The 22,385-nt window shown below is 59.6% G+C and carries 18 protein-coding genes and 1 tRNA gene; 6 read left to right on the top strand and 13 right to left on the bottom strand.

The annotated features are described in order from the left end of the window. Positions 1-73: 73 nt before the first annotated feature. The 6 genes from AACP59_RS07295 to AACP59_RS07270 form a co-directional block, all read right to left on the bottom strand. Positions 74-1,525 (bottom strand): sugar nucleotide-binding protein, encoded by a 1,452-nt coding sequence (locus AACP59_RS07295; RefSeq protein ID WP_339350539.1) that lies wholly within the window; start codon positions 1,523-1,525, stop codon positions 74-76. 93 nt (positions 1,526-1,618) lie between these two features. Beyond that, entirely contained in the window at positions 1,619-2,638 is a 1,020-nt protein-coding gene (gene rfbB / locus AACP59_RS07290; protein ID WP_297317150.1) for a dTDP-glucose 4,6-dehydratase, read from the bottom strand. A 68-nt stretch (positions 2,639-2,706) separates the two neighbouring features. Next, entirely contained in the window at positions 2,707-4,236 is a 1,530-nt protein-coding gene (locus AACP59_RS07285; RefSeq protein WP_339350537.1) for a DUF2142 domain-containing protein, read from the bottom strand. Positions 4,237-4,411: 175 nt separating this feature from the next. Then, entirely contained in the window at positions 4,412-5,098 is a 687-nt protein-coding gene (locus AACP59_RS07280; protein WP_297317158.1) for a glycosyltransferase family 2 protein, read from the bottom strand. 216 nt (positions 5,099-5,314) lie between these two features. Further along, on the bottom strand, positions 5,315-7,471 hold the full coding sequence (locus AACP59_RS07275) for an RICIN domain-containing protein (RefSeq protein ID WP_339350536.1): 2,157 nt from the start codon (positions 7,469-7,471) through the stop codon (positions 5,315-5,317). Positions 7,472-7,803: 332 nt separating this feature from the next. Next, complete coding sequence (locus tag AACP59_RS07270; RefSeq protein ID WP_339350534.1) at positions 7,804-9,792, bottom strand: DUF6541 family protein; 1,989 nt, start codon at positions 9,790-9,792, stop codon at positions 7,804-7,806. A 150-nt stretch (positions 9,793-9,942) separates the two neighbouring features. Here AACP59_RS07270 and AACP59_RS07265 point away from each other — a divergent pair, with 150 nt between their 5' ends. Further along, entirely contained in the window at positions 9,943-10,437 is a 495-nt protein-coding gene (locus tag AACP59_RS07265; protein ID WP_297317146.1) for a hypothetical protein, read from the top strand. Positions 10,438-10,486: 49 nt separating this feature from the next. Here the strand turns inward: AACP59_RS07265 and AACP59_RS07260 are convergent, their stop codons facing one another. After that, the gene (locus tag AACP59_RS07260) at positions 10,487-11,215 is read right to left on the bottom strand and encodes a metal-dependent transcriptional regulator (RefSeq protein ID WP_297317145.1); all 729 of its coding nucleotides are present in this window, start codon (positions 11,213-11,215) and stop codon (positions 10,487-10,489) included. Between the two features lie 269 nt (positions 11,216-11,484). Here AACP59_RS07260 and AACP59_RS07255 point away from each other — a divergent pair, with 269 nt between their 5' ends. The 3 genes from AACP59_RS07255 (at position 11,485) to AACP59_RS07245 (ending at position 14,905) form a co-directional block, all read left to right on the top strand. Beyond that, positions 11,485-12,912: an Nramp family divalent metal transporter gene (locus AACP59_RS07255; RefSeq protein ID WP_339350532.1), complete on the top strand. Its 1,428-nt coding sequence runs from the start codon at positions 11,485-11,487 to the stop codon at positions 12,910-12,912. A 319-nt stretch (positions 12,913-13,231) separates the two neighbouring features. Then, the gene (locus AACP59_RS07250) at positions 13,232-14,674 is read left to right on the top strand and encodes a catalase (RefSeq protein WP_297317143.1); all 1,443 of its coding nucleotides are present in this window, start codon (positions 13,232-13,234) and stop codon (positions 14,672-14,674) included. A 143-nt stretch (positions 14,675-14,817) separates the two neighbouring features. Next, a tRNA-Ser gene (locus AACP59_RS07245) sits at positions 14,818-14,905 on the top strand. A gap of 539 nt (positions 14,906-15,444) precedes the next feature. Here the strand turns inward: AACP59_RS07245 and AACP59_RS07240 are convergent. After that, positions 15,445-16,239 carry a GNAT family N-acetyltransferase gene (locus AACP59_RS07240; protein WP_339350530.1) on the bottom strand — a complete coding sequence of 265 codons (795 nt, stop codon included), beginning with the start codon at positions 16,237-16,239 and terminating at the stop codon, positions 15,445-15,447. A 538-nt stretch (positions 16,240-16,777) separates the two neighbouring features. Between AACP59_RS07240 and AACP59_RS07235 the strand changes: the two genes are divergently transcribed. Beyond that, the gene (locus AACP59_RS07235) at positions 16,778-17,401 is read left to right on the top strand and encodes an isochorismatase family protein (RefSeq protein WP_297317374.1); all 624 of its coding nucleotides are present in this window, start codon (positions 16,778-16,780) and stop codon (positions 17,399-17,401) included. A 15-nt stretch (positions 17,402-17,416) separates the two neighbouring features. On the opposite strand, the gene AACP59_RS07230 is transcribed toward AACP59_RS07235, so the two are convergent. Further along, positions 17,417-18,163 carry an SDR family oxidoreductase gene (locus AACP59_RS07230; protein ID WP_339350529.1) on the bottom strand — a complete coding sequence of 249 codons (747 nt, stop codon included), beginning with the start codon at positions 18,161-18,163 and terminating at the stop codon, positions 17,417-17,419. Between the two features lie 536 nt (positions 18,164-18,699). On the opposite strand from AACP59_RS07230, the gene AACP59_RS07225 reads away from it, so the two are divergent. Further along, positions 18,700-19,551, top strand: coding sequence for an aldo/keto reductase (locus AACP59_RS07225; protein WP_297317372.1), 852 nt, complete (start codon positions 18,700-18,702; stop codon positions 19,549-19,551). Between the two features lie 477 nt (positions 19,552-20,028). On the opposite strand, the gene AACP59_RS07220 is transcribed toward AACP59_RS07225, so the two are convergent. From AACP59_RS07220 to AACP59_RS07205, 4 genes are all read right to left on the bottom strand, one after another. Then, positions 20,029-20,559, bottom strand: a complete 531-nt coding sequence (locus AACP59_RS07220) for an NAD(P)H-dependent oxidoreductase (protein ID WP_339350594.1) — start codon at positions 20,557-20,559, stop codon at positions 20,029-20,031. A gap of 1 nt (position 20,560) precedes the next feature. After that, on the bottom strand, positions 20,561-20,908 hold the full coding sequence (locus AACP59_RS07215) for a carboxymuconolactone decarboxylase family protein (protein WP_297317370.1): 348 nt from the start codon (positions 20,906-20,908) through the stop codon (positions 20,561-20,563). A 171-nt stretch (positions 20,909-21,079) separates the two neighbouring features. Further along, positions 21,080-22,027, bottom strand: coding sequence for a LysR family transcriptional regulator (locus tag AACP59_RS07210; RefSeq protein ID WP_339350528.1), 948 nt, complete (start codon positions 22,025-22,027; stop codon positions 21,080-21,082). Between the two features lie 40 nt (positions 22,028-22,067). After that, positions 22,068-22,205 (bottom strand): hypothetical protein, encoded by a 138-nt coding sequence (locus tag AACP59_RS07205; protein ID WP_339350527.1) that lies wholly within the window; start codon positions 22,203-22,205, stop codon positions 22,068-22,070. Positions 22,206-22,385: the final 180 nt, after the last annotated feature.

Genomic DNA, 22,385 nt, shown 5'->3' with positions numbered 1-22,385 from the left:
AGCCTAGTACCCGACCCTTGGCACCGGAAAGGGTCGGGATGTATCTCTGCCGTTCCCCCGCATTCAGTTATGCTCAGGACTTGACCTGGCCGATGTACCTCTGCATGGAGTCTTCCCAGTCGGGAACACGGAACCCGGTTTGCTTGATCTTGTCCAGTTTCAGGGCGCTGTGAACGGGCCGGGGGGCGATCGGGGCATCGGCACCGGCGTAGTACTCCTCGGTGGTCACCGGCCGCACCTTGTCATCATTTCCATTGGTCTGTCTGAAGACCTCCTTGGCGATATCGGCCCAGGAGCGGATCCTGCCGGACCCTGTCAGATTGTAGGCGCCATAGGGCGCCTGTCCATCCAGGAGGTGGAAGATGGCCTCGGCCATGTCATCGGTGAAAGTCAATCGACCATACTGGTCATTGACGACGGTGACCTGGTCCAGGGTGTCATCCGGGTCAGCCACCTTGTCGGACAACCGCATCATGGTCCTGACAAAGTTGTTCCCCTGACCGATCACCCAGCTTGAACGGATGATGTAGTGGCGCGGTACGGCGGCCACGGCTATGTCTCCGGCGGCCTTGGTCTGCCCGTAGACATTCAGTGGGGAGAAGTCCTCGTCCTCCCCGTGCTCCTCCCGGGTTCCGTCAAAGACGTAGTCACTGGACACATGGACCAGGGTGATCTGATGACGCTGGGCCACCTGGGCCAGCAGGGAGGGACCGAGGGCATTCGCCTTCCAGGCCACCTTCCTGCCCTCTGCGGTCTCAGCCTTGTCGACGGCAGTGTAGGCGCCGGCGTTGATGATGGTGCCGTACAGGTCCCAGTCGAAACGGTCGTAGGCCCGTGAATCGGAGAAATCGAACCCGTCGATGTCGGTAAACTCGAATTCAGTCAGATTATGCTCAGTGACGTACCGCTGTATGGCTGAACCGAGCTGACCCCTGGATCCGGTGACCAGGGTGCGCTTGGGCTTCATCGGGCTGACATCCCTGAGCATGGGGTGGTTCATGTCGGCCTCGCTGCGTTCACTCTGCTCCAGCGGAATGGGCCAGTCGATGTCCAGGTCGGGATCGGCGAGATTGACAAAAGTATAGGTCTTCTTCTGCTCCAGGGACCAGTGGGCGTTGACCAGGTAGGTGTACACGGTGCCGTCCACAAGGGATTGGAAGCTGTTGCCCACACCCCTGGGCACGTAGATGGCCTTGGAAGGATCCAGGCGGGTGGTGAAGACCTGCCCGAAGGTCCGTCCGGGTCGCAGATCCACCCAGGCTCCGAAAATCTCCCCGGCACCGATGGAAATGAACTTGTCCCAGGGCTCGGCATGAATCCCTCTGGTAACACCCTTCTTGGCGTTGAAACTGATGTTGTTCTGCACAGGGCCGAAATCAGGCAGACCCAGGGAGGTCATCTTGGCTCGCTGCCAGTTTTCCTTGAACCACCCTCGGTTGTCGCCGTGCACCGGCAGGTCGAAAACCAGAAGACCGGGAATATTGGTGGTTTGCGCCTTCAGTTCCTTTTCGAATTCCATAGGCATATGTACGTCATTACCTTTCCTCGTGAATCAGAAAGCCAGGTAGGAGCATAGACCCCTCCCAGCATCCTGTTCTACCGCCCCGGGGGTTCAGTCTCACTGCCCCTGCTGGCTGTACCGGGCCTCAGTGGCGGCCTTGACAGGCTCCCACCACTGCCGATTACTGCGATACCAATCGATTGTTTCCCTCAGACCTGACTCGAAGTCCGTGTGGGCCGGAGTCCAACCCAGCTCCCTGCGGAGCTTGGAGGAGTCGATGGCATAGCGGCGATCATGGCCCGGCCGGTCCTTGACGTGGTCGAAATCGTTCTCGTCCTTGCCCATCACCCGCAGGATGTCGCGCAAGACCGTGATGTTGTCGCGCTCACCATCGGCACCGATCAGGTAGGTCTCACCCAACCTGCCCTGGGTGAGGATGGTCCATACGGCCGACGAGTGATCCTCGGTGTTGATCCAGTCCCTGACATTGAGTCCGTCACCGTACAGCTTGGGTCGGATACCCTCCAGGATATTGGTGATCTGACGGGGAATGAACTTCTCAACATGCTGATATGGACCATAATTGTTGGAGCAGTTCGAAATGGTCATCTTGAGACCAAAGGTCCTGAACCAGGCCCTGACCAGCATATCGGAGGAGGCCTTGGTCGAGGAGTAAGGGGAGGAGGGGTGGTAGGGGGTCTCCTCCGTGAACCTTGCAGGATCATCCAGGGCCAGGTCGCCGTATACCTCGTCGGTACTGACGTGATGGTAACGGATGTCGAACTTCCTGGCGGCCTGAATCAGGCGGAAGGTCCCGACCACATTGGTCTGGACAAAGGGTTCCGGATTCGCTATCGAGTTGTCATTATGAGATTCCGCCGCATAGTGCACGATGGCGTCATGCCCGGGAACCACCCGGTTCAGCAGTTCCTCATCACAGATATTCCCGTGTACGAATTCCACCCGATCCTCTGGAAGCCCTGCGATGTTCTCGATGTTGCCTGCATAAGTCAAGGCATCGATAACCGTGACGTGAACCTCGGGATGGTTCCTGACCACGTACCGCACGAAATTGGAACCGATGAAACCACAGCCACCAGTGACGATAATGTTCTTCAAGGCAAGTTTCTCTGTCATATCATCCCATGCTACTGCAAGTCGACGTCTTCACACTTGTAGGGAGCGCGGGCCAAAACACCGCATGGTCATCGGATGATGATCCCCTTGTCATAGACGACCCTGAGCAGATTCAGCATCATGACAAGAATCGATATGGCCATCCCAGAGGAGAGGATCCGGATGAGGACCCGGTCCCGGCTCTCGGCCGCCGCAAGCCGCACTTCACCTGGTTCAGGGTCGATCCGCGGAGCGAGGATCCACCTGGCCATGAGGAGGACACTCAACAGGAGCAGGGGCATGATTGGTATGAAGTAACGATTCTGCACCCCGGCGATGTAGGGTGCCCCGACCGGGGTGAACTGAAGGTAGAGCGCCGTGGAAATGAGCACGAACATGACCAGGTACTCGAGTATGAAAGCAGAAATCACCCACCAGATGCCACTCCTCCCCTCGTTCAGAGGCCGTTCTCGAGGATCAGGCACGAACAGGGCGATGGCCATCAAGATGAGATAGATCCAACCACATTCCAGGGAAGTCCCTCGCATGGAGAGAATGCCGAAGTTGGATACCTGGAAAAAGTCCATCATCAGGAAGAGGCTGAGTTCGTTCTTGGCATAGAAGAGGGGGTGGCCAAGGATGAATTTCTTTTGCTGGGCGGGCTTGACGGCTGAATCGAACAGGACGCCCGTATTGACACCGCCGATCTGCATATACCAGACCAGGAAGATGACCAGGGAGGCCAGGACGATGCCACCCACCCATGTCCAGGTTCGTCTTGTTCTGAGCTCGGGACGCACCATAGGGAGGAGGAGAAGCAGGAACACCAAGGGCAGGTAACTGAGTTTGACCATCCCCATGCTCACTGACGAGACGGCCAATACGCCCCAGGTCAACCGTGATACCGGTCCTTCACGCATCCATGCAACCATGAAGGCGGTGATCAGGGCCAGGCAACAGACCGTGGTGATCGTATCCGCGGTCAAGGCCGTGTTGGTCAGAATCGTGCTGGGCAGAATGCCGAAGACGGCCATGAACCACTTGCCGACCGGGATGGCCCGTATGCAAAGGAATATGGCCAGGGCCAGGGTCAGAATCCCCCCCATCCGCATCGCAAAGATGAGCCACCAGGCGCTGTGGGTGAAGAGCCCCGCCAGGCGGAAGAACAGTACCTGGGGCAGGTAGACCAGTGGCGAATTGACAGCACTGTTGGAAAAAGCGAAACCAACCCGCTGTTCACCGAACCGATCCCCCGTAACAAGGTTGGACGCCGACCAGGCCGGGAAGGAATAGAGACTCATCAGCCCCTGATAGGACCTCATGTTCTGCACAGCCGTATGTATCAGACCGTAATCCTGGAAACCGCCATAAACCGGTTGGGAGGTGTCCGCCACTTTCGCAAGGTCGCGGTCAACCTGGGAGGCCTCGATGGTCGGCGTCACCATAACCCCATCAGCGATCTGCTCGACCCTGGCGATATGGCTAGGTTCGTCCGGGCCCGCTCCCATGGGCACCAGGAGGGTGGCAGCCGTCGAAAACACGAGGAAAAGGACAAGGAAGACCCATTCGGGTCTCAGCACAGAGTCCATGACCGATTTATGCTTGGCTCTATCTTTCATCGCTATCCCATCTGAACGGCCCGGGTACGTGCCCACACGCTTCTGCATAGCGCCTCGAAAGCGGATGCCGACGAGCACGATTCCAGTATATCGAGACAGGGATTCATAGGCACCAGGTGAAGCGCATCTTCATGGCTTCCGCCAAGACGGTCCAGGAGAAAGGCCTGAGATGGTCTCAGTCGGCGGGCTGGATACCCTTCCGCTGCACAAAACGATTCTTGGCGATCCACATCAGGTGCCCGAACCCCGTCTTCAGATAACTCTGCTTGGTTTCGCCCTGCCTGATCTTCTGGGTGATTTTGACCTCACCGAAGCACCGACCCAGGTACTTATGGGCGTTGAGCTTGATCTGGGGAGACAGATTCCAATCCCCCTCGGTCAGATGGAGGGAGGGGACCACTTTTCGCTCGAAAACCCACATTCCCGAGAGGGAGTCATGAATAGTCACCCCGTACAGGAGGAACATCTCGAAGTTCAGCACCTTCACACCCATCTGCAAGGTAAATGGAATGGCCGAGTCGGGGTATCTGGTGCATGAGGCGAATTGCAGGCCGCGCTTCTCCATGGTCTGAAGAATCTGCGGAACATCTTCGACCGGATAGGTGCAATCCGAATCAGCGCACACCACGATATCGCTCTTGGAGTGCTCGATACCGGTCATATGGGCGTATCCATAACCGATCCCCGAAGCCGAACGATCATCAATCAGCATGGTAAAACGCGGATACTTCTTCTCGAGCTCCCGGCCAAGCTTGACGGTATCATCACTGGACTTGTTACTGACGCAGATTATTTCATCATAGAAATCAGGTATATCGGCAACCATTCCAGCCAGATGCCTTGCTTCATTCCGGCAAGGCATGACCAAGGAAATCGTCGACTCGTTTATCATTGCCCGTTACTCCTTTTCATGCCCTGCCCACTGCCATAACGCCCCTGAAGGAAGGGACCGGCAAGAACCGTCAGCACCACGTTCAAATCATACCGTACACGTCTGTTTCCTCTGATAGCCGGAACAACAAGCCGGATGAATGGCACAGCCGCGGGATTCTTCGCCTCCATGGTTACGGTCACCGACTTATCTGATGGTCCACTTCTGGTTGCCCTGCCCCAGGAAGGTATAGGTTATGAGGGGAGCACCGGGATTGTTGTTCATACCCGATATATCGATGGCCTTGTTGTTGGAGACGCTGAGCAAGGCATATCCCTGGGGATACTTCTGCAGGTACCAGAGCTGATTCGCTCCGTTCGTCCGTGGGTACTGGATGATTCTGCCCCCGTCACCCTGGTATCCGTACTGAATGTCCACGTACATTTGCGAGAGGACGTTCTTGATGGCATAACGGCCATTCCCCCGGTACTCCAAGATGAAGCGCTGATTATCGCAACCGTTGGGCCTCCATGTCTGCATGGCGGTCTCGGGTCTCCTGCTCTGCCCCGGCACATCCATGGTGTTGCCGCGGGCGAAGGTGCTGGAGATCTGTGCCTTGCCCGAAGGCATATTGGCTGCCTGCATGAGCCTGAAACGCTGGTTTCTCCCCCCGTTCGGAGACCATATCTCGAGCTTGGAGCCGGGAGACGAACTCCCGCAGGTGATATCGAGAACCAGGCTCCTCCCGTTGCCCAGGGCGGAGACGATATAGACATACCCATCAGCCGTCTTGTAGAAGGACCATCGCTGGTTGGCCCCGGAATTCAGGGAATACTGGATGATTGAGGTCCCCCGCTGCATGGATCCGCCCCTGATGTCCAGGGACTTGCCCGAGTTCTTGGAGATGATGGTGTATGTACCGTTTCCGACCGGCTTGACATGATACAGCTGGTTGGCCCCATTCGTTGGCAGCCAGATGACCGCCTGGGCTCCGTCATTCAAGCTGCCGCCTTCGATATCCAGATACCTGTCGGCAAAGGCAGACCCGATGTAGTAGTCGCCCTCGGTGATGTCGGTCAGCCTGTCAGAGGGCGAGAGGACCACCCCACCCGTAACGGCATCCTTGTTGCCACAGGCGTTCAGGTCCACCCTTCCGGAGATGCCGCCGACCCTGCCATCATCCGCGTACTGCCAGCAGCGCTGGTTGGCGGGGAAGTTGAAACCCGTACGCGAACCGTAACTGGCCACCCAGTGGGTCTTGGAACGGATGTTGCCGCTGTTCAGGGCCGAGTTCAGATAAAAGGTGTAGGAGTAGACCGAGAGCTTGTTGTAACCCGCGGACTGGAGCCGGTTGTACCAGGCGTTGACGATGCCGTCATACACGGCCGGGGAGGTCGGCGGCGCATGACCGGCCCAGACCCAGTTCTCCAGGTCGTAATAGACCGGGTAGGCCAGATCGCCGGGACTCACACCTGCGCGGCGCAGGAGGTCCACCGTGCCATCGCCTTCAGCCCAGCCGGTATTGCCGTCGTAGGCGTAGGAGTAGAGGTAGATGCCAAAGGGGATGCCCAAACGCTTGCACTCTTTGATGTTGTACAGGGCCGTATTGTCGTAGCCGTTCCCCCATCCGTATCCGATGCGGATGATGGCCCCCTCGACACCTGAATTGCGGGCGGCCGTCCAGTCGATTCGTCCCTGCCACTGTGACACGTCGACGACACCCTTGGCCTGCTGGGCGAAGAGGGTGCCGTTGCCTTCAAAGAAGGCCTGGGTGCCCTGATAGGTACCCCAGTGCGCCCCATATCCGTTGTTGCCCAAGGCCATGGGCTTCGCCACGGCCCCGGACCTGCCCTGCGGGTGATAGACACCATCGTGCACCGCTGCGGATTGATCCCCGCCGGTCTGCTCATGGGCGGCGGCCGGTTTGGCTGACCGGGTCCGGGCGGACTGGTCCAGCTGCTCCTTGACCTCCTTGACGGGAACCGGGATGAAGCTCCTCCCCCCGGTCTTGGCCAGAGGGTCGGCCGGACGGTCCGGGGTGCCGACCACCGTCTTATCGGTCACGGGCTCGCCGGTGCTGATGTCCTTGACGTCACCCTGGTCGGTCACGGCCACATTCTTGGCCACCACTGTGGCGTTTTCAGGGATGGAATCATCAATGGAGTCGGGGAGCATGTCCTGGGGAATGGCGTCCCCTGTCTCGGATGAGGCGGCATAGGTCTGATCACCCGACCGGCCTTCCAGCCCGGCCGCCTGGGCCCGATGCACGCCCGTGAACGGTACGAAGACCAAGAGGGCCATGGCGGTTCCGACCGCGCAGGCCCTGCCCAGATGCCTTTCCCACCGCATCCCCGACTCTGACACCAGTCACACTCCTTGTTCCGGCGACCAATCGGCCCCCATGAGGCGAGGCAACCCCACCATCGAAAACCTTCACAGGTCGCGTCTCATCAGGTTCTCAGAATAGTCGCGCTTCCTCATGAAGCCACGACCCAGCAAGGAAGAGAACGAAAGATTCGCAAACCATGTCACCCATACCTCCAGGCAGAGGGGGCCGCCATGATCCGCCTGCGCTCCCTCCCATCCCCCATGCAGAGGGGCCGGCACCTTGGCGTAGCCAGTCTTATCTGCAAAAAGGGTCCAGGGACACCAAGTATTCCCTGTGCAGGCGGACCGGGGAGAGGACCGGTGCCCTCTTACCTGCAGGCGAACCGGTAGAGGGCCCAAGGCTCTCCGTCACCGGCGGGTGTGCCGAAGTCCTCCACCTTCTGCATGGCCCCCGAGCGGACATAGCCGTCGATCAGTTCCTGCTTGTGGAAGGGGTCGTACTGGGCCTTGTAGGTGAACATCTGCAGGTCGGGCGCCTGGGGCCCCATGGTCAGGAAGTACTTCGGGGCCCTGCCGGCACCACCGGGACCGTGCCGGGTATAGCTGGGGTCCACCGGGCAGACCGTGGCCAGGAGGCGGTCCGAGTCGCCGGAGTCGAAGGAGAGCTCGACCTCCCCGAAGACCTTGCCGTTCTTGGTGTCCATGGGGTTGTAGACCGGATAGAGCATGTTGAGGCCATACAGGGTCATTCCATACATGGACCCGTTCATGGGGTCGGAAATGATCACCGCATCATCCTGGCCGACCCGATCCCTGATGGTGGTCAGCACCCTGAACTTGGCCCTGGTCAATTGCGCGTGCGGGTCGTCCCTGTCCAGGACGGCATTGGCCTCGGCCTGTCGGGCCAGGTCCACCCTGATGGGGTTGGACACGTTCCCGGCCACAACCAGGGCAAGGGAGAGCGCGGCGACCCCGAGCACCCTCGAAGGCCGGTCCCGGACCAGGCCAGAGGACCACCCTGCAACCAGATTCGCTTCACCGGAATCATCCGATGCCACGGCCGATTCGTCCGTCGGCTGGGCCCCCTCCGCGCGCCTCCACCTCACCGGGTGCGGATCCAGAAGGCATCGGGCCCCAAAGACCAGAAGGGGAACGATCGCCAGGGGCAGCATGGCCAGGGGTCTGGTCTCCCCCCGATACCAGGCGGCGGTCAGAATATTGGCCAAGGGGCCGGAAACCGCAGCGCTGCACACATAAATCACTCCGACCAGAAGGAAGGAGAGGACCAGCGACAGCCCCTCCCGGAAACGCCGACCGCTCAGCAGGAGCGAGGCGGCCAGAGCCAGGCAGACGCACACCGCCATGATCAGACCGGCCGGCCCTGACAGGTTCCCCGTGAAGAGGACACCCAGGGCACCCGGCAGGCTCCTGGTCGGTTGGAAGGTATGGAACCAGGTGGACGGGTGCAGGTAGTTCTTCCCGTGATCCCGGTACATGACATAGGCGGCGAACAGGGCCGCAGCCAGGCAGCCGCATCCTGCCGTACAGGCGATGAACTTCCAGGAGAGCCTGAAGAGGATGAAGAAGACCATCAACACCACATAGGTGAAGGCGATCCGCGGGTGGGCCAGCAGGATCAGGATGACCAGCACCAGGTTGACCGGCACCCGGAAGCCCAGACCCCTGTCCCCGCGATCCCGCTTCCCCCGATCCGCGATCGCATCGATCAGCCTCAGCCCGGCATAGAGGGAGAAGGGCAGGAGGGAAGTGGCCAACCCATAGGCGAAGAGCGGCCCCGCGTCGAAGAACCAGAACGGGAAGGCGGCCGATGTAACCGAAAGGATCGGCACCGTGAGGCACATCCCCGCAACCTGCGGCCTGGGCAGATCGGAGAAGAAGTAGGAGCACCAGAGCAGCATCCCCGCCGGGAAGACCAGACCCGAGGTGATGATCCAAACCAGGTTGAGGCCGGTGAAGATGTTGACGGAGATACCAAAAAGACCGGCCACCTTGATGAGGCCACAGACCAGGAGGTGGAAGAGGGGTGGATAGAAGGAATCGTTGGGGTTCAGCTCGAAGGCGACCGAGAGCCCGTCCCTGAGGAGTTTGCGGATGAAGTAGTAGTGGGAGGGGGCATCGATCGCCTGGATGGGAAGGTTCCACATCTCCCAGGTCTTGGGAAACCAGGCGATGACCAGCCCAAGGGCCATGACCACCCCGGCCAAAGAGGCCATGGGGACCATCCAGGTGGACCTGGAGAATCCGGGCCGGGTCGTGCGGGAGAGAGCGGCATCAGAAGGAAGGCCCAACCCGACCGGCTTGGCCGAGTCTGCCGCGTCGACTGTCCGAGACGTCATATCCATCCTCCTGTAGGGCCACAACTGCATATGAGACTACACGCAGGTCGCCCCCCCCCCGGCACCCTCCGCCCGGACAGGACCGCGCCTGCAATCCGGGGAGATACGATTACCGAATAATGACAAACCACACCTGAAAGGTTCATGGGCATGTCGAATTTCATTGCGGTTATCTCCCTGATCGGCGACTGGCTGCTCTTTTCCTTCCCGCTCTATCAGGGACTGATGGAGCTCAGGGAGTTCAAGGCACTGCTGGAGGAATTCGAGCAGATCAGCAAGCGCTGGAAGCCGGTCTCCCCCTGGTGGTGGCTGATTCCGCCCCTCAAGGTCCATAAGGAGCGTATGCGCGGCAACAATATCCTCCGTGAGGCGGCCGATACCAAACACGAGCGCCGCCAGGCCGTCAATTTCCTGGATAAGGCCACGGCCTGGTACTTCGTGGCCCTGGCCGGCTGGCTGAAGATGATTACCTCCGCCTACGAGCTCCTGGAGCAGTACGAGGTCGAAAACGTCTGGATCCTGGCCGGCCTGGTGATCGTCCTGACCGCTGGCGGCATCTTCAACGCCCACTACCGGATCGATTCCAAGCGGGTGGCCAAGAAGGAGGCGGAGCTCGATTCCGGTCCGGAACGGGTGGAGGCCTAGGAGGCCCACACCCTACCTGCTTGGCGCATCCGGCCCCGCGAAAGGGGATTCAGGCCCGACCTGTGCCAGGTGAACCGACCTGGATCAAGGCCGCCTGGGCCAACCCCAACCTCAATTCGTCTCTCCCGTCCGGAGCAGTTCGATCTGGACGATCTTCTGAGTCGGTCACCAACCGCAGGATGACCGGATCCTCCTCGCGCCTCTTGCAGACCACCTGGAGCAGGCTCCCCGGCCCGATTCCGTGGTCACTCAGGTATCTGAGCATCCCGGAATCCTCGTCGCTGACCCGGTGGACCCGGACGGTGCGGCCCTCCTCCACCTGGGAGAGTGGTTTCGTCCGGGGAATGTCGGGGATGGTCCCCGCTTCGGTCGGTATGGCATCGCCGTGCGGATCCTGGGTGGGATGATGCAGGTATCGGTCGATCTTCTCGATCATCTTGTCGGAGACGGCGTGCTCCAGGGCATCGGCCTCCTCGTGCACCTCGTCCCAGCTGTAATCAAGCACCTCCACCAGGAAGGTCTCCAGAAGGCGGTGTCGGCGGACCATGGTGACGGCCGAGCGCCTTCCGGCCGGGGTCAGTCCCACCTTCCTGTATGGCTTGTGCTCCACCAGACCGGCATCGACCAGGCGGGAGAGCGCGCCGGAGACGGTCGACTGCTTCATCCCCGTCCGCTCCGCCACGGCGGTTGGCTGGACCGGGCCGTCGTCCCACTCCTGCAGGTCCCAGATGACCTTCAGATAGTCCTGGGCATTGGCGGAAAGCTGCGTGACATCCATGTTGCATAGTGTATATCAAGGTGATTCATGGCCTTTCGTCTGCGTGCCCGAGCGGGACTGACCCCACTTCCGGGAATGCACACACATGGGGTTGCAACCAATCTTGGGAAGGTAAGCGGTCCGGGCAACGCTGGCGGCCTGCCACGATGTCGGCAGGGTCACAGCTTGGTCACTTCAAAGGTATGGAAATATTCATGTGACAGCATTAAACTTCTAAGGGTCGAAGTTTTACGTCGATCGGTAAACAGGTCAGACTCAAGGAAGGCGCCATGCTGAAATCAGAGGCAAGACAGGCAGTGGAGTCCCTGCCCCATAAAAGCACCGGGCAGGCCGACCACAATCGGGGTCACTCCATCGTCGAGACCGCCAACGGACGCTCCCTGGAGGAGATCAACGCCACGGTGGCGGTGCCCAAGTCCGGCGCCTCCTTCTGGAGGAATCTGGCCGCCTTCTCAGGCCCCGGAGCCCTGGTGGCCGTGGGCTACATGGACCCAGGCAACTGGATCACATCCATAGGCGGAGGGGCCCAGTACGGCTACCTCCTCATGAGCGTCATCCTGATTTCCAGTCTGATTGCCATGATGCTCCAATACATGTCGGCCAAGCTGGGCATCGTGACCGGCCTGGACCTGGCCCAGGCCACTCGGCTGCACACCGGGCGCAAACTCAGCTTCCTCCTCTGGATCTGTACCGAGCTGGCCGTCATGGCCACCGATATCGCCGAGGTGATCGGCGGGGCCATAGCCCTGAAGCTCCTCTTCGGCATCCCTCTGGTCCTGGGTGTGGCCCTGACCGTCCTGGACGTCCTGATCCTCCTCCTGCTGACCAGAATCGGATTCCGACGGATCGAAGCCATCGTGGCCACCCTGATCCTGGTCATCATGGCGGTCTTCGTCTACGAGGTGGTTCTGGCCCGGCCCAACGTCCCGGCCATGTTCGAGGGATTCGTCCCCAATCCGGCAATCCTGGGCAGGGGGCAGCTGACCATGGCCCTGGGCATCGTCGGCGCCACGGTCATGCCCCACAATCTCTACCTCCATTCCTCCATCGTCCAGACCCGCGATTTCGACCGGAATGACGACAGTCAGGTCTCCAAGGCGGTCCGGTTCGCCACCTGGGATTCCAACATCCAGCTCACCGCCGCCTTCATCGTCAACTGCCTCCTCCTGGTCCTGGGAGCCGCCATGTTCTTCGGCCACGGCGAGGGGCTGGACACCTTCACCTCCCTCTACAACGCCCTGGGCGACAAGACCATCGCCGGACCGGTGGCATCCGGCCTCCTCTCCACCCTGTTCGCGGTGGCCCTCCTGGCCTCCGGACAGAACTCGACCATCACCGGCACCCTGACCGGGCAGATCGTCATGGAGGGCTTCATCCGCATGCGGATCCCCCTCTGGCTGCGCCGCCTGGTCACCCGCGTGATCTCCATCATCCCCGTCCTTATCTGCACCATGGCCTTTGGTGGAAAGGAATCCGCCCTGGACAGCCTCCTGGTCTATTCCCAGGTCTTCCTCTGCGTGGCCCTGCCCATCTCCATGGTCCCCCTGGTCTGGTTCACCTCCTCCCGGAAGATCATGGGGAAGTACGCCAACCCACGATGGATGGCCTTCCTCGCCTGGATCATCGTGGCGGTCCTGACCGGGCTGAATCTCCAGCTGGTCATCCAGGACGTGGGCGAACTGATGCAGATGCTCTGAATGATGCAGATACCCTGAAATGGCCTGCCGTCCTTCCCTGACGGATGGAGGCAGTGCCCCGGCGACTTTCAGGCGACCAGTTCCCCGATAAACCGCATCCTCATATGTGACCTATTCGAATCGTGACATATCCGACGGTTATATAGCGTGCATATCCATCATTTCCTTTTCCCTGACGGATAGTGTGGATGGCATCGGGACGTCACAAGAGTCCCGCATCAGCGACCGACGAGTCGACCTGGAGCGGGGTCGCAGACCCGGTCCGTGAGGGGATCCATCGATCGTCCACGTCCAAGGACGTCAAGGGAATCGAGCAGGTATGAACGATAGACTCACCACCAATGAGGGGCAACCCTGGGGCGACAACAACCACAGCCAGACGGCCGGCACCCGCGGGCCGGTTCTTCTGCAGGACTACCAGCTCCTGGAGAAGCTGGCCCACTTCAACCGCGAGCGCATACCCGAGCGGGTGGTCCACGCCAAGGGGGCCGGGGCCAAGGGGACCTTCACCCTGACCAAGGACATGAGCGCCTACACCAAGGCCGACGTATTCAACGGGGCGGGCAAGACCACCCCCATCCTCCTGCGCTTCTCCCAGGTGGCCGGCGAATCGGGCTACCCCGACACCCTGCGCGACGTGCGCGGCTTCGCCCTGCGCTTCTACACCCAGGAGGGCAACTATGACGTGGTGGGCAACAACACCCCCGTCTTCTTCGTCAACGACCCCCTGAAGTTCCCCGACTTCATCCACTCCCAGAAGCGCGACCCGGCCACCCACCTGCGCAGCCAGGAGATGCAGTGGGACTTCTGGTCCCACTCCCCCGAGACGGTCCACCAGGTGACCTATCTGATGGGCGACCGGGGCAACCCGGCCAGCTACCGGACCATGAACGGCTACGGGAGCCACACCTTCAAGTGGGTGAACGCCCAGGGTGGGCAGTTCTGGGTCAAGTACCACTTCCTGAGCGAGCAGGGCGTGGAGAACATGACCAACGAGACCGCCGCCAAGGCCGCCTCCGAGGACACGGACTACCTCCTGCACGACCTCTACGACGCCATCGACCGGGGCGACTACCCCAAGTGGAAGGTCTGCGTGCAGATCCTGCCCTACCAGGAGGGCCTGGACTACAAGGACGACATCTTCGACGTGACCAAGGTGGTCTCCAAGAAGGATTACCCCCGCATCGAAATCGGCGAGTTCGTCCTGGACACCAACCCCGCCAACTACTTCGATGACGTGGAGGAGGCGGCCTTCTCGCCCGCAAACTTCGTGCCCGGCATCGAACCCTCGCCCGACAAGCTCCTCCAGGGTCGCCTCTTCGGCTACAAGGATGCCGAACGCTACCGTCTGGGCGCCAACTACGAGCAGCTGCCCATCAACCGCCCCGTCAACGAGGTCCACAACTACGAGCGCGACGGTTTCATGGCCCAGGGTCAGGACGGTTCGGTCAACTACGAACCCAACAGCAAGGGTGGCCCCGTGGAGGACCATGATGCGCGCATGCATGGGGATGCCGTCCAGGGGCAGACCGAGTACTCCCGCCCCTATGACACGGACTACTACTCCGCAGCCGGCCGCCTCTACAGGCTGATGAGCCCGGAGGAGAAGGACCGTCTGATCGAGACCATCAAGGGGGCCCTGGGTTCCGTTGATGACCAGGAGATCAAGGTCCTGGAGACCAGGCAGTTCTACCTGGCCGACCCTGACTACGGTCAGCGCGTGGCCGAGGCCCTGGGTCTCCCCATGGACCAGATCCGGTAATTGCCGGGCCGCACCGGACGGGGACTTGACAGGCGTCGACTTCACGCCGCGCTGACTGGCCCCCTTCCGCCCCTCGTGTTATTATGGCAAAGTTGCGATTCGCAGCCGTCCCTGCTCCCTGAGCGCATGGCCAGGAATCGCCTGGAGGATTCGCCTAGTGGTCTATGGCGCACGCTTGGAAAGCGTGTTGGGTTCACGCCCTCACGAGTTCGAATCTCGTATCCTCCGCCACCGGAAAACCCGGACCGCGGTCCGGGTTTTTTAGGCGCGGAACATCGTATTCCCCAGCATTCCTGGCGAATCGAGAGTTCTGTGTGTCGCAGGAATCATACATGCTTCTCAAGCACAAAGGCTTCATAAGCCCGGCTCCCCTTTTCGGCTCGACTGTCGGAGTTGGTCATCATTCCGACCCGGGAACACGGAAATCATGAGTGCTGCAAGGTGGGAATATGCCATCCGACCAATCACAGACGATGCGTCGTTGTTTGCACCCTTCCGGGCTTCATAGGCGGAAGCGGAATGACCGCGCACAAGGCAGCCGGATCCGGATTGTCCTTGTCGTCCTTCCCGGCAAGGCCACAAGAGCCTGCGGTCATTGCCGGCACTCCCCAATGTGTATGCACAGAAACCGCGGGACAGGGACATGCTCAATTCCGTCCCACGAATCATCGACTGGACCTAGACAGCGCGAGCCGATTCCAGCCGACGACATGCACAACCCGATGCAGATCTTTCGAATGGTCATGAACTCAAAGAGGCGTTGCCCCTATTCAACAGTCTTGCAAACGCCGCTTCTGTCTGCCCTTCTGATCAAAATTCGCCTCATCCAACCAGGTTTCCAGTCTCTCTTTCACAGCCGGCCATTCACGATCCGTCATGGAAAACCAGTCCGTGTCGCGGCTCCGGCCCTTGTATACCATATCGTTTCTGAAACAGCCCTCCGCCTTGAAACCCAGCCTCAACGCAGCTGATCTCGAGGGCGCGTTAAGGCTGTCGCACTTCCACTCGTAACGCCGATAGCCCAGGTTCTCGAAGACATGCCGAGCCATCAGATACTGGGCCTCGGTGGCCTGCCGGGTTCTCTGCAACTCACCGGTGTAGATAACATGACCCATCTCCACGCTGCCCATATCGGCCCGTATCCGCATCAGGGCATACATGCCCAACAGGTTCGAGGAATCGCGGACCAAGCCCCACCCCTGTGGAACCAATGATTCTCCGCCCGAGAGCAGGCCGACAGGGCGGTCGGCAGCATCCGGCTTGCGAAGAATGGCAAAGAACAGAGGATCCCGACTTGCCGTCATCAACCTGAACTCGGAATCGAAGGCGGTTTCATCAGGGTAGAGATGATGACTGCTGTAGGTCATGATGGATTCATCGCAGTCAGGACCGAAGATGCGCCGATAAAAAGCCCGTTTCTGCCAAGCATCCAAGGGTGCCACCAGAACCGTCCGGCCTACCAAGCTCACAGGCTCCGGTAACCTTGCACCCGTATACGACACAGCCTCGCCAATGGGTTGCCCAAACTCGTTGAATCTCATATCCGCATCCTCCTTCCGTGTCATGATGCTCATTCCACCAACAGCAATGAAGGGAGGTCGACGACGGAGGCACCAGTCACGGCACTGCCCGACTCGACATTCAGGATGTCAGGCGATCAACCCGGGAATCAGCATTCTCATCATACCCATTGCCGGCAGTCATATATCTCCATAGGTACGGGCACAAGCGGGAACATATCCTCCTTGGAGGACCCCATGAGAGGATGTCGAGAGCCGTCGCCGATTCGTAATACACCTACGTACGAAGACCGCGAGAATTCCCGAATACTGCCTTGTTCCATGGCCTTCCGTCATTCCTTGCAGCCGCATGTGACCATGGCATCGGGATCCGGCCGACCGCCCAATACCCTCGTCGTCCCCTTGCATGCCATATCTTCTTTCCCGCCAGTCGCATTCCCCGCACTCGTCCATATGCATGAAGACCAAAACGAAACAATCCGGATATGACGTTGAGTCCGCCGCAATCCAAAAACTGCCGGTAGAGTAGAAGACCAGTCGTTTTCGATTCTTGACGTGAACTTCGACGGAGGAGACGATCACCATGCCCAAGGCCCTGATAATCGTGGACGTCCAGCCGACCTTTTGCGAAGGAGGCGAACTGGCGGTCGAGGGAGGCAACGAGGTCGCCGAAAGGATCGCCGACTACGTCCACAGGCAGGCCGGGGACTACGCCTATATGGCCACCACCCAGGACTGGCACATCGAACCCGGAGCCCATTGGTCCGGCCACCCGGATTTCGTGGACAGCTGGCCCAAGCATGGTATAGCCGGCTCACCCGGGGCTGAATTGCACCCCAGGATTCGGGAACTGGGAATCCCCCATCATTTCAAGAAAGGACAATATTCGGCCGCATACTCCGGATTCGAAGGCATCGAGGACAACACCGATCGAATCCAGAGCAGGCAGGAGTTCTCCAGGGCCAGATCGTCCGGTCCCACCCTGGCGGAAGCTCTGGCGCTCGCCGAGGTCGACCAAGTGGACGTAGTGGGTATCGCCGAATCACATTGCGTCAAAGAAACCGCCCTCGACGCCGTGAAACAGGGCTACAAGGTCACCGTCTTCGAGAATCTGACCGTACCGGTCAGCGAGGACCAAGGTATCGAAGCCCGCAAGGCCATGGCCTTAGCCGGCATCCACCTGACCCTCTCCGACCAGAACCGATAACGGCTGACCTGAAATTCACCAGGGCTGAATGGTGGGGCCGACGGTGAATTCCGCAACATCGGTGTCCTCGGGCTGATCGATGGCGAAAGACACCACCCTGGCCACCCGTTCGGGACTGATCTGATAACGGTCATACGTCTGGTTCATATCCTCAAGCATCCGTTCATCCGAGATGGTGTCCAAGAGCTCGGTCTGAATGGCAGCCGGGTAGATGGTGGCAGTACGGACATGCGTCCCCTCCTGGGCGGATTCCATACGCAGCACCTCCATAAGGTCGCGGAGAGCCCACTTGGTGGCACCATAGACCGCCCCACCGGGATAAGCCTTCAGTCCTGCGACCGATGAGGTGGCGATGAACTGGCCTCGCCGCTGTTCGACGAATTCCGGGAGCGCGGCCGCAATCCCATACAGGACCCCGTTCAGGTTGACATCCACCGTCCTCTCCCATTCATCCACGTGCAGTGCGGAAAGGGGCGAGTTGGGCATCAACCCGGCATTCAGAAACATGACATCCACCTGGCCGAACCTGTCCTTGGCGAAGGAAACAAAGTCCTCGTTGGACTGCCGCTTCGTCACGTCCAGTACCTTGGATTCCGCCCGACCTCCGGCTTCCGTGATGTCCTTGACGATCTTTTCGAGCCTGTCGGCCCGGCGGGCGCCCAAGACCACATTGGCTCCCTTCCCCGCCAGGAGACGAGCCGTGGCTTCGCCTATTCCCGATGATGCACCAGTAATCAACACGGTCTTATCGGCAATCGTCATCGTCGTGCCTCCCTCGGAATCGATTTGTATCGGCGATCCTACAACCTCAAGTCGCTCAACGTGCAAATATCGATATACGAAGCCATGTGCGTCCCCACGCCATAGGAACGGTACCCGGACGAAATGCCCGTCATGATCGAAGCCCCACCATGGAACCGGCAATCACACTCGCCCATGCCATGGAAACATGGCTTGTTGTTCAAGATACCTCATGGTGTTCTCTGACTGATCCGGCAGGCGCATCGCACGCCGTAACGGTATCGGCGACAGACATCCCACAGCCCGGCGAATGACATCACCCCACCGAACGGAATCGTCTGGATCCATGCCGGGCGATAACCTGCATGGTCGAGCACACATCTTTCCCCCGTCATACACCCGTGGAGTCGAAATACGGATCCTCGATGAGCATCTGATGGCGGACGAGCGGCAACACAATATAGACACCGTGTATGGGAACGCATGAGCAACATGCATTGTTCCTCCCCGGAGGGCTCTGATAGATTGCCATTGAATTCGTCAGGAGGCGACGATAAATGGGCACAATTCACCTGCAGAACGGAATGGCCTTGCCGGACTTGGGCTATGGCGTCTATCAGATTGACGACGAGGACCTGTGCCGCAACGCAGTGGAGGAGGCATTGGGCATCGGCTACCGTCTCATCGATACCGCTGCCTGCTATGGAAACGAGAGCGCCGTGGGAGACGCAGTCCGCGATTCCGGTATTCCGCGAACGGATGTCTTCATCTCCTCCAAGGTCTGGATACAGCGTGAAGGCCACCAAGGCACCATGCGGTCATTCGAAAAAACGCTGCAGAACCTGCGAACCGATTACCTTGATCTCTATCTGATTCACATGCCGTACGGAGATTACCAGGGTTCATGGAGGGCAATGGAAGAACTTTACGACCAGGGACTGGTGCATGCCATCGGGGTCTGCAATTTTCTGCCCGACCGTCTGGTGGATCTCATCCTCTCGTCGCGTATCGCTCCCATGGTCGACCAGATTGAGCTCCACCCCTTCACCCAGGAGACCGGTCTCAGACATCTTCTCTCGGAATACGGGATTGCGCCAATGGCCTGGGCGCCCTTGGCCGAAGGCAGGAACCAGCTTTTCGCGGATCCCGCCCTGACCCGCATCGGTAAGCACTACGGCAAGACACCGGCTCAGGTGGTTCTTCGGTGGCTCACACAGCAGCACATATGCGCCATCCCCAAATCTTCGCACCGTCGACGCATCCTGGAGAACCATGACATTGATGATTTCTCCCTGGACGATGACGACATGCGGTCCATCCGCGCCATGGATACGGGCCGACCCCTCATACTCGATGTGGATACACCCGAAGAGGCGCGCCGCCTTCATGGAATAACCTATAGGCAGTAGCCTCTCGACAGCCGGGATTGTTCAGTTCGCATACATCGGAAACAGGATATGGACGGGGAGATGCGGACATAACCATCCCGGGGCTTTCCGACCGGCCCGGCTGCCGTGAATCACAGAAACCGCCCGGGACAGTCCCCCCCCCCCCGCCGATGCCGGAATAAACACCGTCTCGAGGAGACACTATTCGCCATCGATGTTCGCCACCGGTCATTTTTGATTCGACAAGGCTGACCGGTCATACCCGGTCAACTCCGGGAATAAACGTGACCGAAGAGATGGGGAGTAGATCAAGGCCGTCCGGAAACAATCCGACCCATGCAGGTTAGGGGAACAGATGGGCATAGGACCTTGCCGGCATGACGGGGGCGGACACATCACAAGGGGTGAATACCCCTCCCCGTTGACCTCACTGCCGCGAAGCCGCGAGATGAGGGCGGCGGAGGACACCCCGGCGGAAGAAGCGGAAACCTGATCAGTTCAGCCTTCCGATAGACGCAGCAGGTATTGTTCCGCTGCCCTGGTGAGGTCCTCATCGCCAAGTCCGGATGTGACACCCGTCAGAATGAAGGGTTCCCGATACACGGTACCGATCAGGTTCGCCGTGGCTCTAAAAGGGGCCAGCAGGTCATCGACCGTGTATCCGAAAGGTCCATCATGCCGGTAATTGTCAGCTGCGGAACCGACCGACACCGCCAGCATGAGATCCTTGCCCCTCAAAGCATCACCATGGGAACCATAGGCCCATCCGTAGGTCAGGACCTCGTCCTCCCATTCCTTCAGCAAGGGAGGGCAACTGTACCAGTACATGGGAAACTGCCAGACGATACGGTCACAGGAAGCCACATAACGCTGCTCCTCGGCCACATCGATAGGCCCGCCATTGCAGACCTTGTATTCGTCCCGAACCTTGATTCCTTCACTCTCGTGCCCCATGGCCTCGCGCATCAAACGTGCATTGATCCGTGACGAATCCATATGGGGGTGGAACACCAGTACGGCGGTCGTCATGTCAGTCACCTGCTTTCCTGGCGGCATCATCCTCTGACCATATCCGTCCGGCCCGGTTGAAGGCCGACCACGCCTTGGGCCAGCCGGCGTAGAAAGCCAGATGGGTTATCTCCGCCACTATCTCCTCCTTGGTGATGCCGTTTCTTTTCCCGATATTCAAATGGGCATCCAACTGCTCGGTGCTGCCCATGGCGATCAGTGCGGCGATAGTGATCAGACTCCGATCATGCGCGGACAGGTCTTCTTCGTCAGACCAGACCTGACCAAAGAGGACATCATCATTCAGAGCCGCGAACCGGGGCGCGAAATCCCCGAGTTGGTCCCTTCCCGCCGTTTGTTTCTCAGCCATACCCACTCCTTGGACAACCGGCTGAATGGACCGGAACACCTGGCTGCCAACCGGTGGACATCATGATGATGGCATTCCGGACATGAACGGCTTTAGTCTATGGTCCTCAAAAAAGTATGTACAATACCGATGGTTAATGACCGTGCATTGAATTTTTGCATAGATGATCGATCAGCACGGGTCAACACGACGCGAATTCGCAGACCGATCCGCTATATGGATTCGTTCGGTCACCAATTCCAGGAACGCGGCAACCGTTCTCCCGGGATTCATATTCTTCCGCCAAATCATCTTGTGCCCCACGGTGCAACAGGGTGAGAAGGGCACGAAGGTCATGCGCTTCGGGTCCGAAAGCGTGACGCCCCCCTCAATAGCAAGGAAACCATACCCCTCATGGACCACAAGTTCACAGGCGTTCCGAGGAAGGCCGACACTCCCGCGGATGTCCAATCGTTCCATATCTGAACCCAACCATGTGTTCAGTTGGTTCCGGACTATCTCGCGGTCTGGTCCGACCAACGGAATCCCACGGATGTCATCGACCCCAACCGAAGACCTTTCGGCCAGGTCGGAGTCAGCCGCTATGACGATTCCCCATCGATCGATGACCGGCAACGATACAGCTTCGTATTTCGCCGACTCAACCGGCTCTATCACGAACCCCAATTCCAGCTCTCCCCTATCCAGCTCATCCTTGATGCCTTGTCCCGTACCGGACATGACGGAGAATCCGACGGCCGGGTTACGGCGCTGGAACATGGCAAGCCACTGTGCGAGACGGGTCGACACGGCGGATTCCACACAACCAATGCGTAACTCGCCCGACAGTCCGTTCGGGTCGACCCTCACCTCCTGGCGGGCTCGGTCCAACTCCAGAAGAATCCGACGGGCATAGCGTTCAAAACCGAAACCGGAAGCCGTGAGCACCATCTGCTTCCCGCTGCGGTCGAACAGACTGACGCCCAAATGCTTTTCCAGGCCGATGATCCTGCGCGACAAGGTAGGCTGGGACATATGGAGATCAGCTGCTGCATCGGTAATGCTGCCCGCTGCGATGACAGCCAGAAAACACCGTAGATCCTTGAAATCCATCTCACACTTCCCTTGGCTCTTGTTCATCTGATTCTATGGTCCTTCCCGTGAAGGCGGGGTATCCCTGTCACGCCCGGGCAGAGGAATCGAGATCCGAGAAGGCGATGACGATCCGCGTCAACCCGGTCCCCTCCTGATGGATGGTCAGCGCCTCCGAAGCTGCCGACCTGGCCGAAACGACCTGAATCGTGAATCGCCCAGACACGCAGATACCACGCTAATAGGGGAGGGGGGGGGGGGCACGGACCGATAAACGGATATGCCGACGACCGGTATGGCACAGACAGCGGCTAAGCGTCATCCGGTCCAACCCATGGCCGTGCACGGTCCCCCATCACGAAGATACGACATCCTATCGTACCGACCCCTCATCGTTCCGTAAACC

Source organism: Bifidobacterium indicum, from assembly GCF_036987015.1.
GTDB lineage: Bacteria > Actinomycetota > Actinomycetes > Actinomycetales > Bifidobacteriaceae > Bombiscardovia > Bombiscardovia indica.
Note: the sequence above shows the minus strand (reverse complement) of the source record. Positions and strands in the feature narration are given on the sequence as shown.

Coding starts and splice junctions, on each gene's coding strand:
- AACP59_RS07295 (WP_339350539.1), bottom strand. CDS start 1,525: ATGCCTATGGAATTCGAAAAGGAACTGAAGGCGCAAACCACCAATATT.
- rfbB (WP_297317150.1), bottom strand. CDS start 2,638: ATGACAGAGAAACTTGCCTTGAAGAACATTATCGTCACTGGTGGCTGT.
- AACP59_RS07285 (WP_339350537.1), bottom strand. CDS start 4,236: ATGAAAGATAGAGCCAAGCATAAATCGGTCATGGACTCTGTGCTGAGA.
- AACP59_RS07280 (WP_297317158.1), bottom strand. CDS start 5,098: ATGCCTTGCCGGAATGAAGCAAGGCATCTGGCTGGAATGGTTGCCGAT.
- AACP59_RS07270 (WP_339350534.1), bottom strand. CDS start 9,792: ATGACGTCTCGGACAGTCGACGCGGCAGACTCGGCCAAGCCGGTCGGG.
- AACP59_RS07265 (WP_297317146.1), top strand. CDS start 9,943: ATGTCGAATTTCATTGCGGTTATCTCCCTGATCGGCGACTGGCTGCTC.
- AACP59_RS07260 (WP_297317145.1), bottom strand. CDS start 11,215: ATGGATGTCACGCAGCTTTCCGCCAATGCCCAGGACTATCTGAAGGTC.
- AACP59_RS07255 (WP_339350532.1), top strand. CDS start 11,485: ATGCTGAAATCAGAGGCAAGACAGGCAGTGGAGTCCCTGCCCCATAAA.
- AACP59_RS07250 (WP_297317143.1), top strand. CDS start 13,232: ATGAACGATAGACTCACCACCAATGAGGGGCAACCCTGGGGCGACAAC.
- AACP59_RS07240 (WP_339350530.1), bottom strand. CDS start 16,239: ATGACACGGAAGGAGGATGCGGATATGAGATTCAACGAGTTTGGGCAA.
- AACP59_RS07235 (WP_297317374.1), top strand. CDS start 16,778: ATGCCCAAGGCCCTGATAATCGTGGACGTCCAGCCGACCTTTTGCGAA.
- AACP59_RS07230 (WP_339350529.1), bottom strand. CDS start 18,163: ATGACGATTGCCGATAAGACCGTGTTGATTACTGGTGCATCATCGGGA.
- AACP59_RS07225 (WP_297317372.1), top strand. CDS start 18,700: ATGGGCACAATTCACCTGCAGAACGGAATGGCCTTGCCGGACTTGGGC.
- AACP59_RS07220 (WP_339350594.1), bottom strand. CDS start 20,559: ATGACGACCGCCGTACTGGTGTTCCACCCCCATATGGATTCGTCACGG.
- AACP59_RS07215 (WP_297317370.1), bottom strand. CDS start 20,908: ATGGCTGAGAAACAAACGGCGGGAAGGGACCAACTCGGGGATTTCGCG.
- AACP59_RS07210 (WP_339350528.1), bottom strand. CDS start 22,027: ATGAACAAGAGCCAAGGGAAGTGTGAGATGGATTTCAAGGATCTACGG.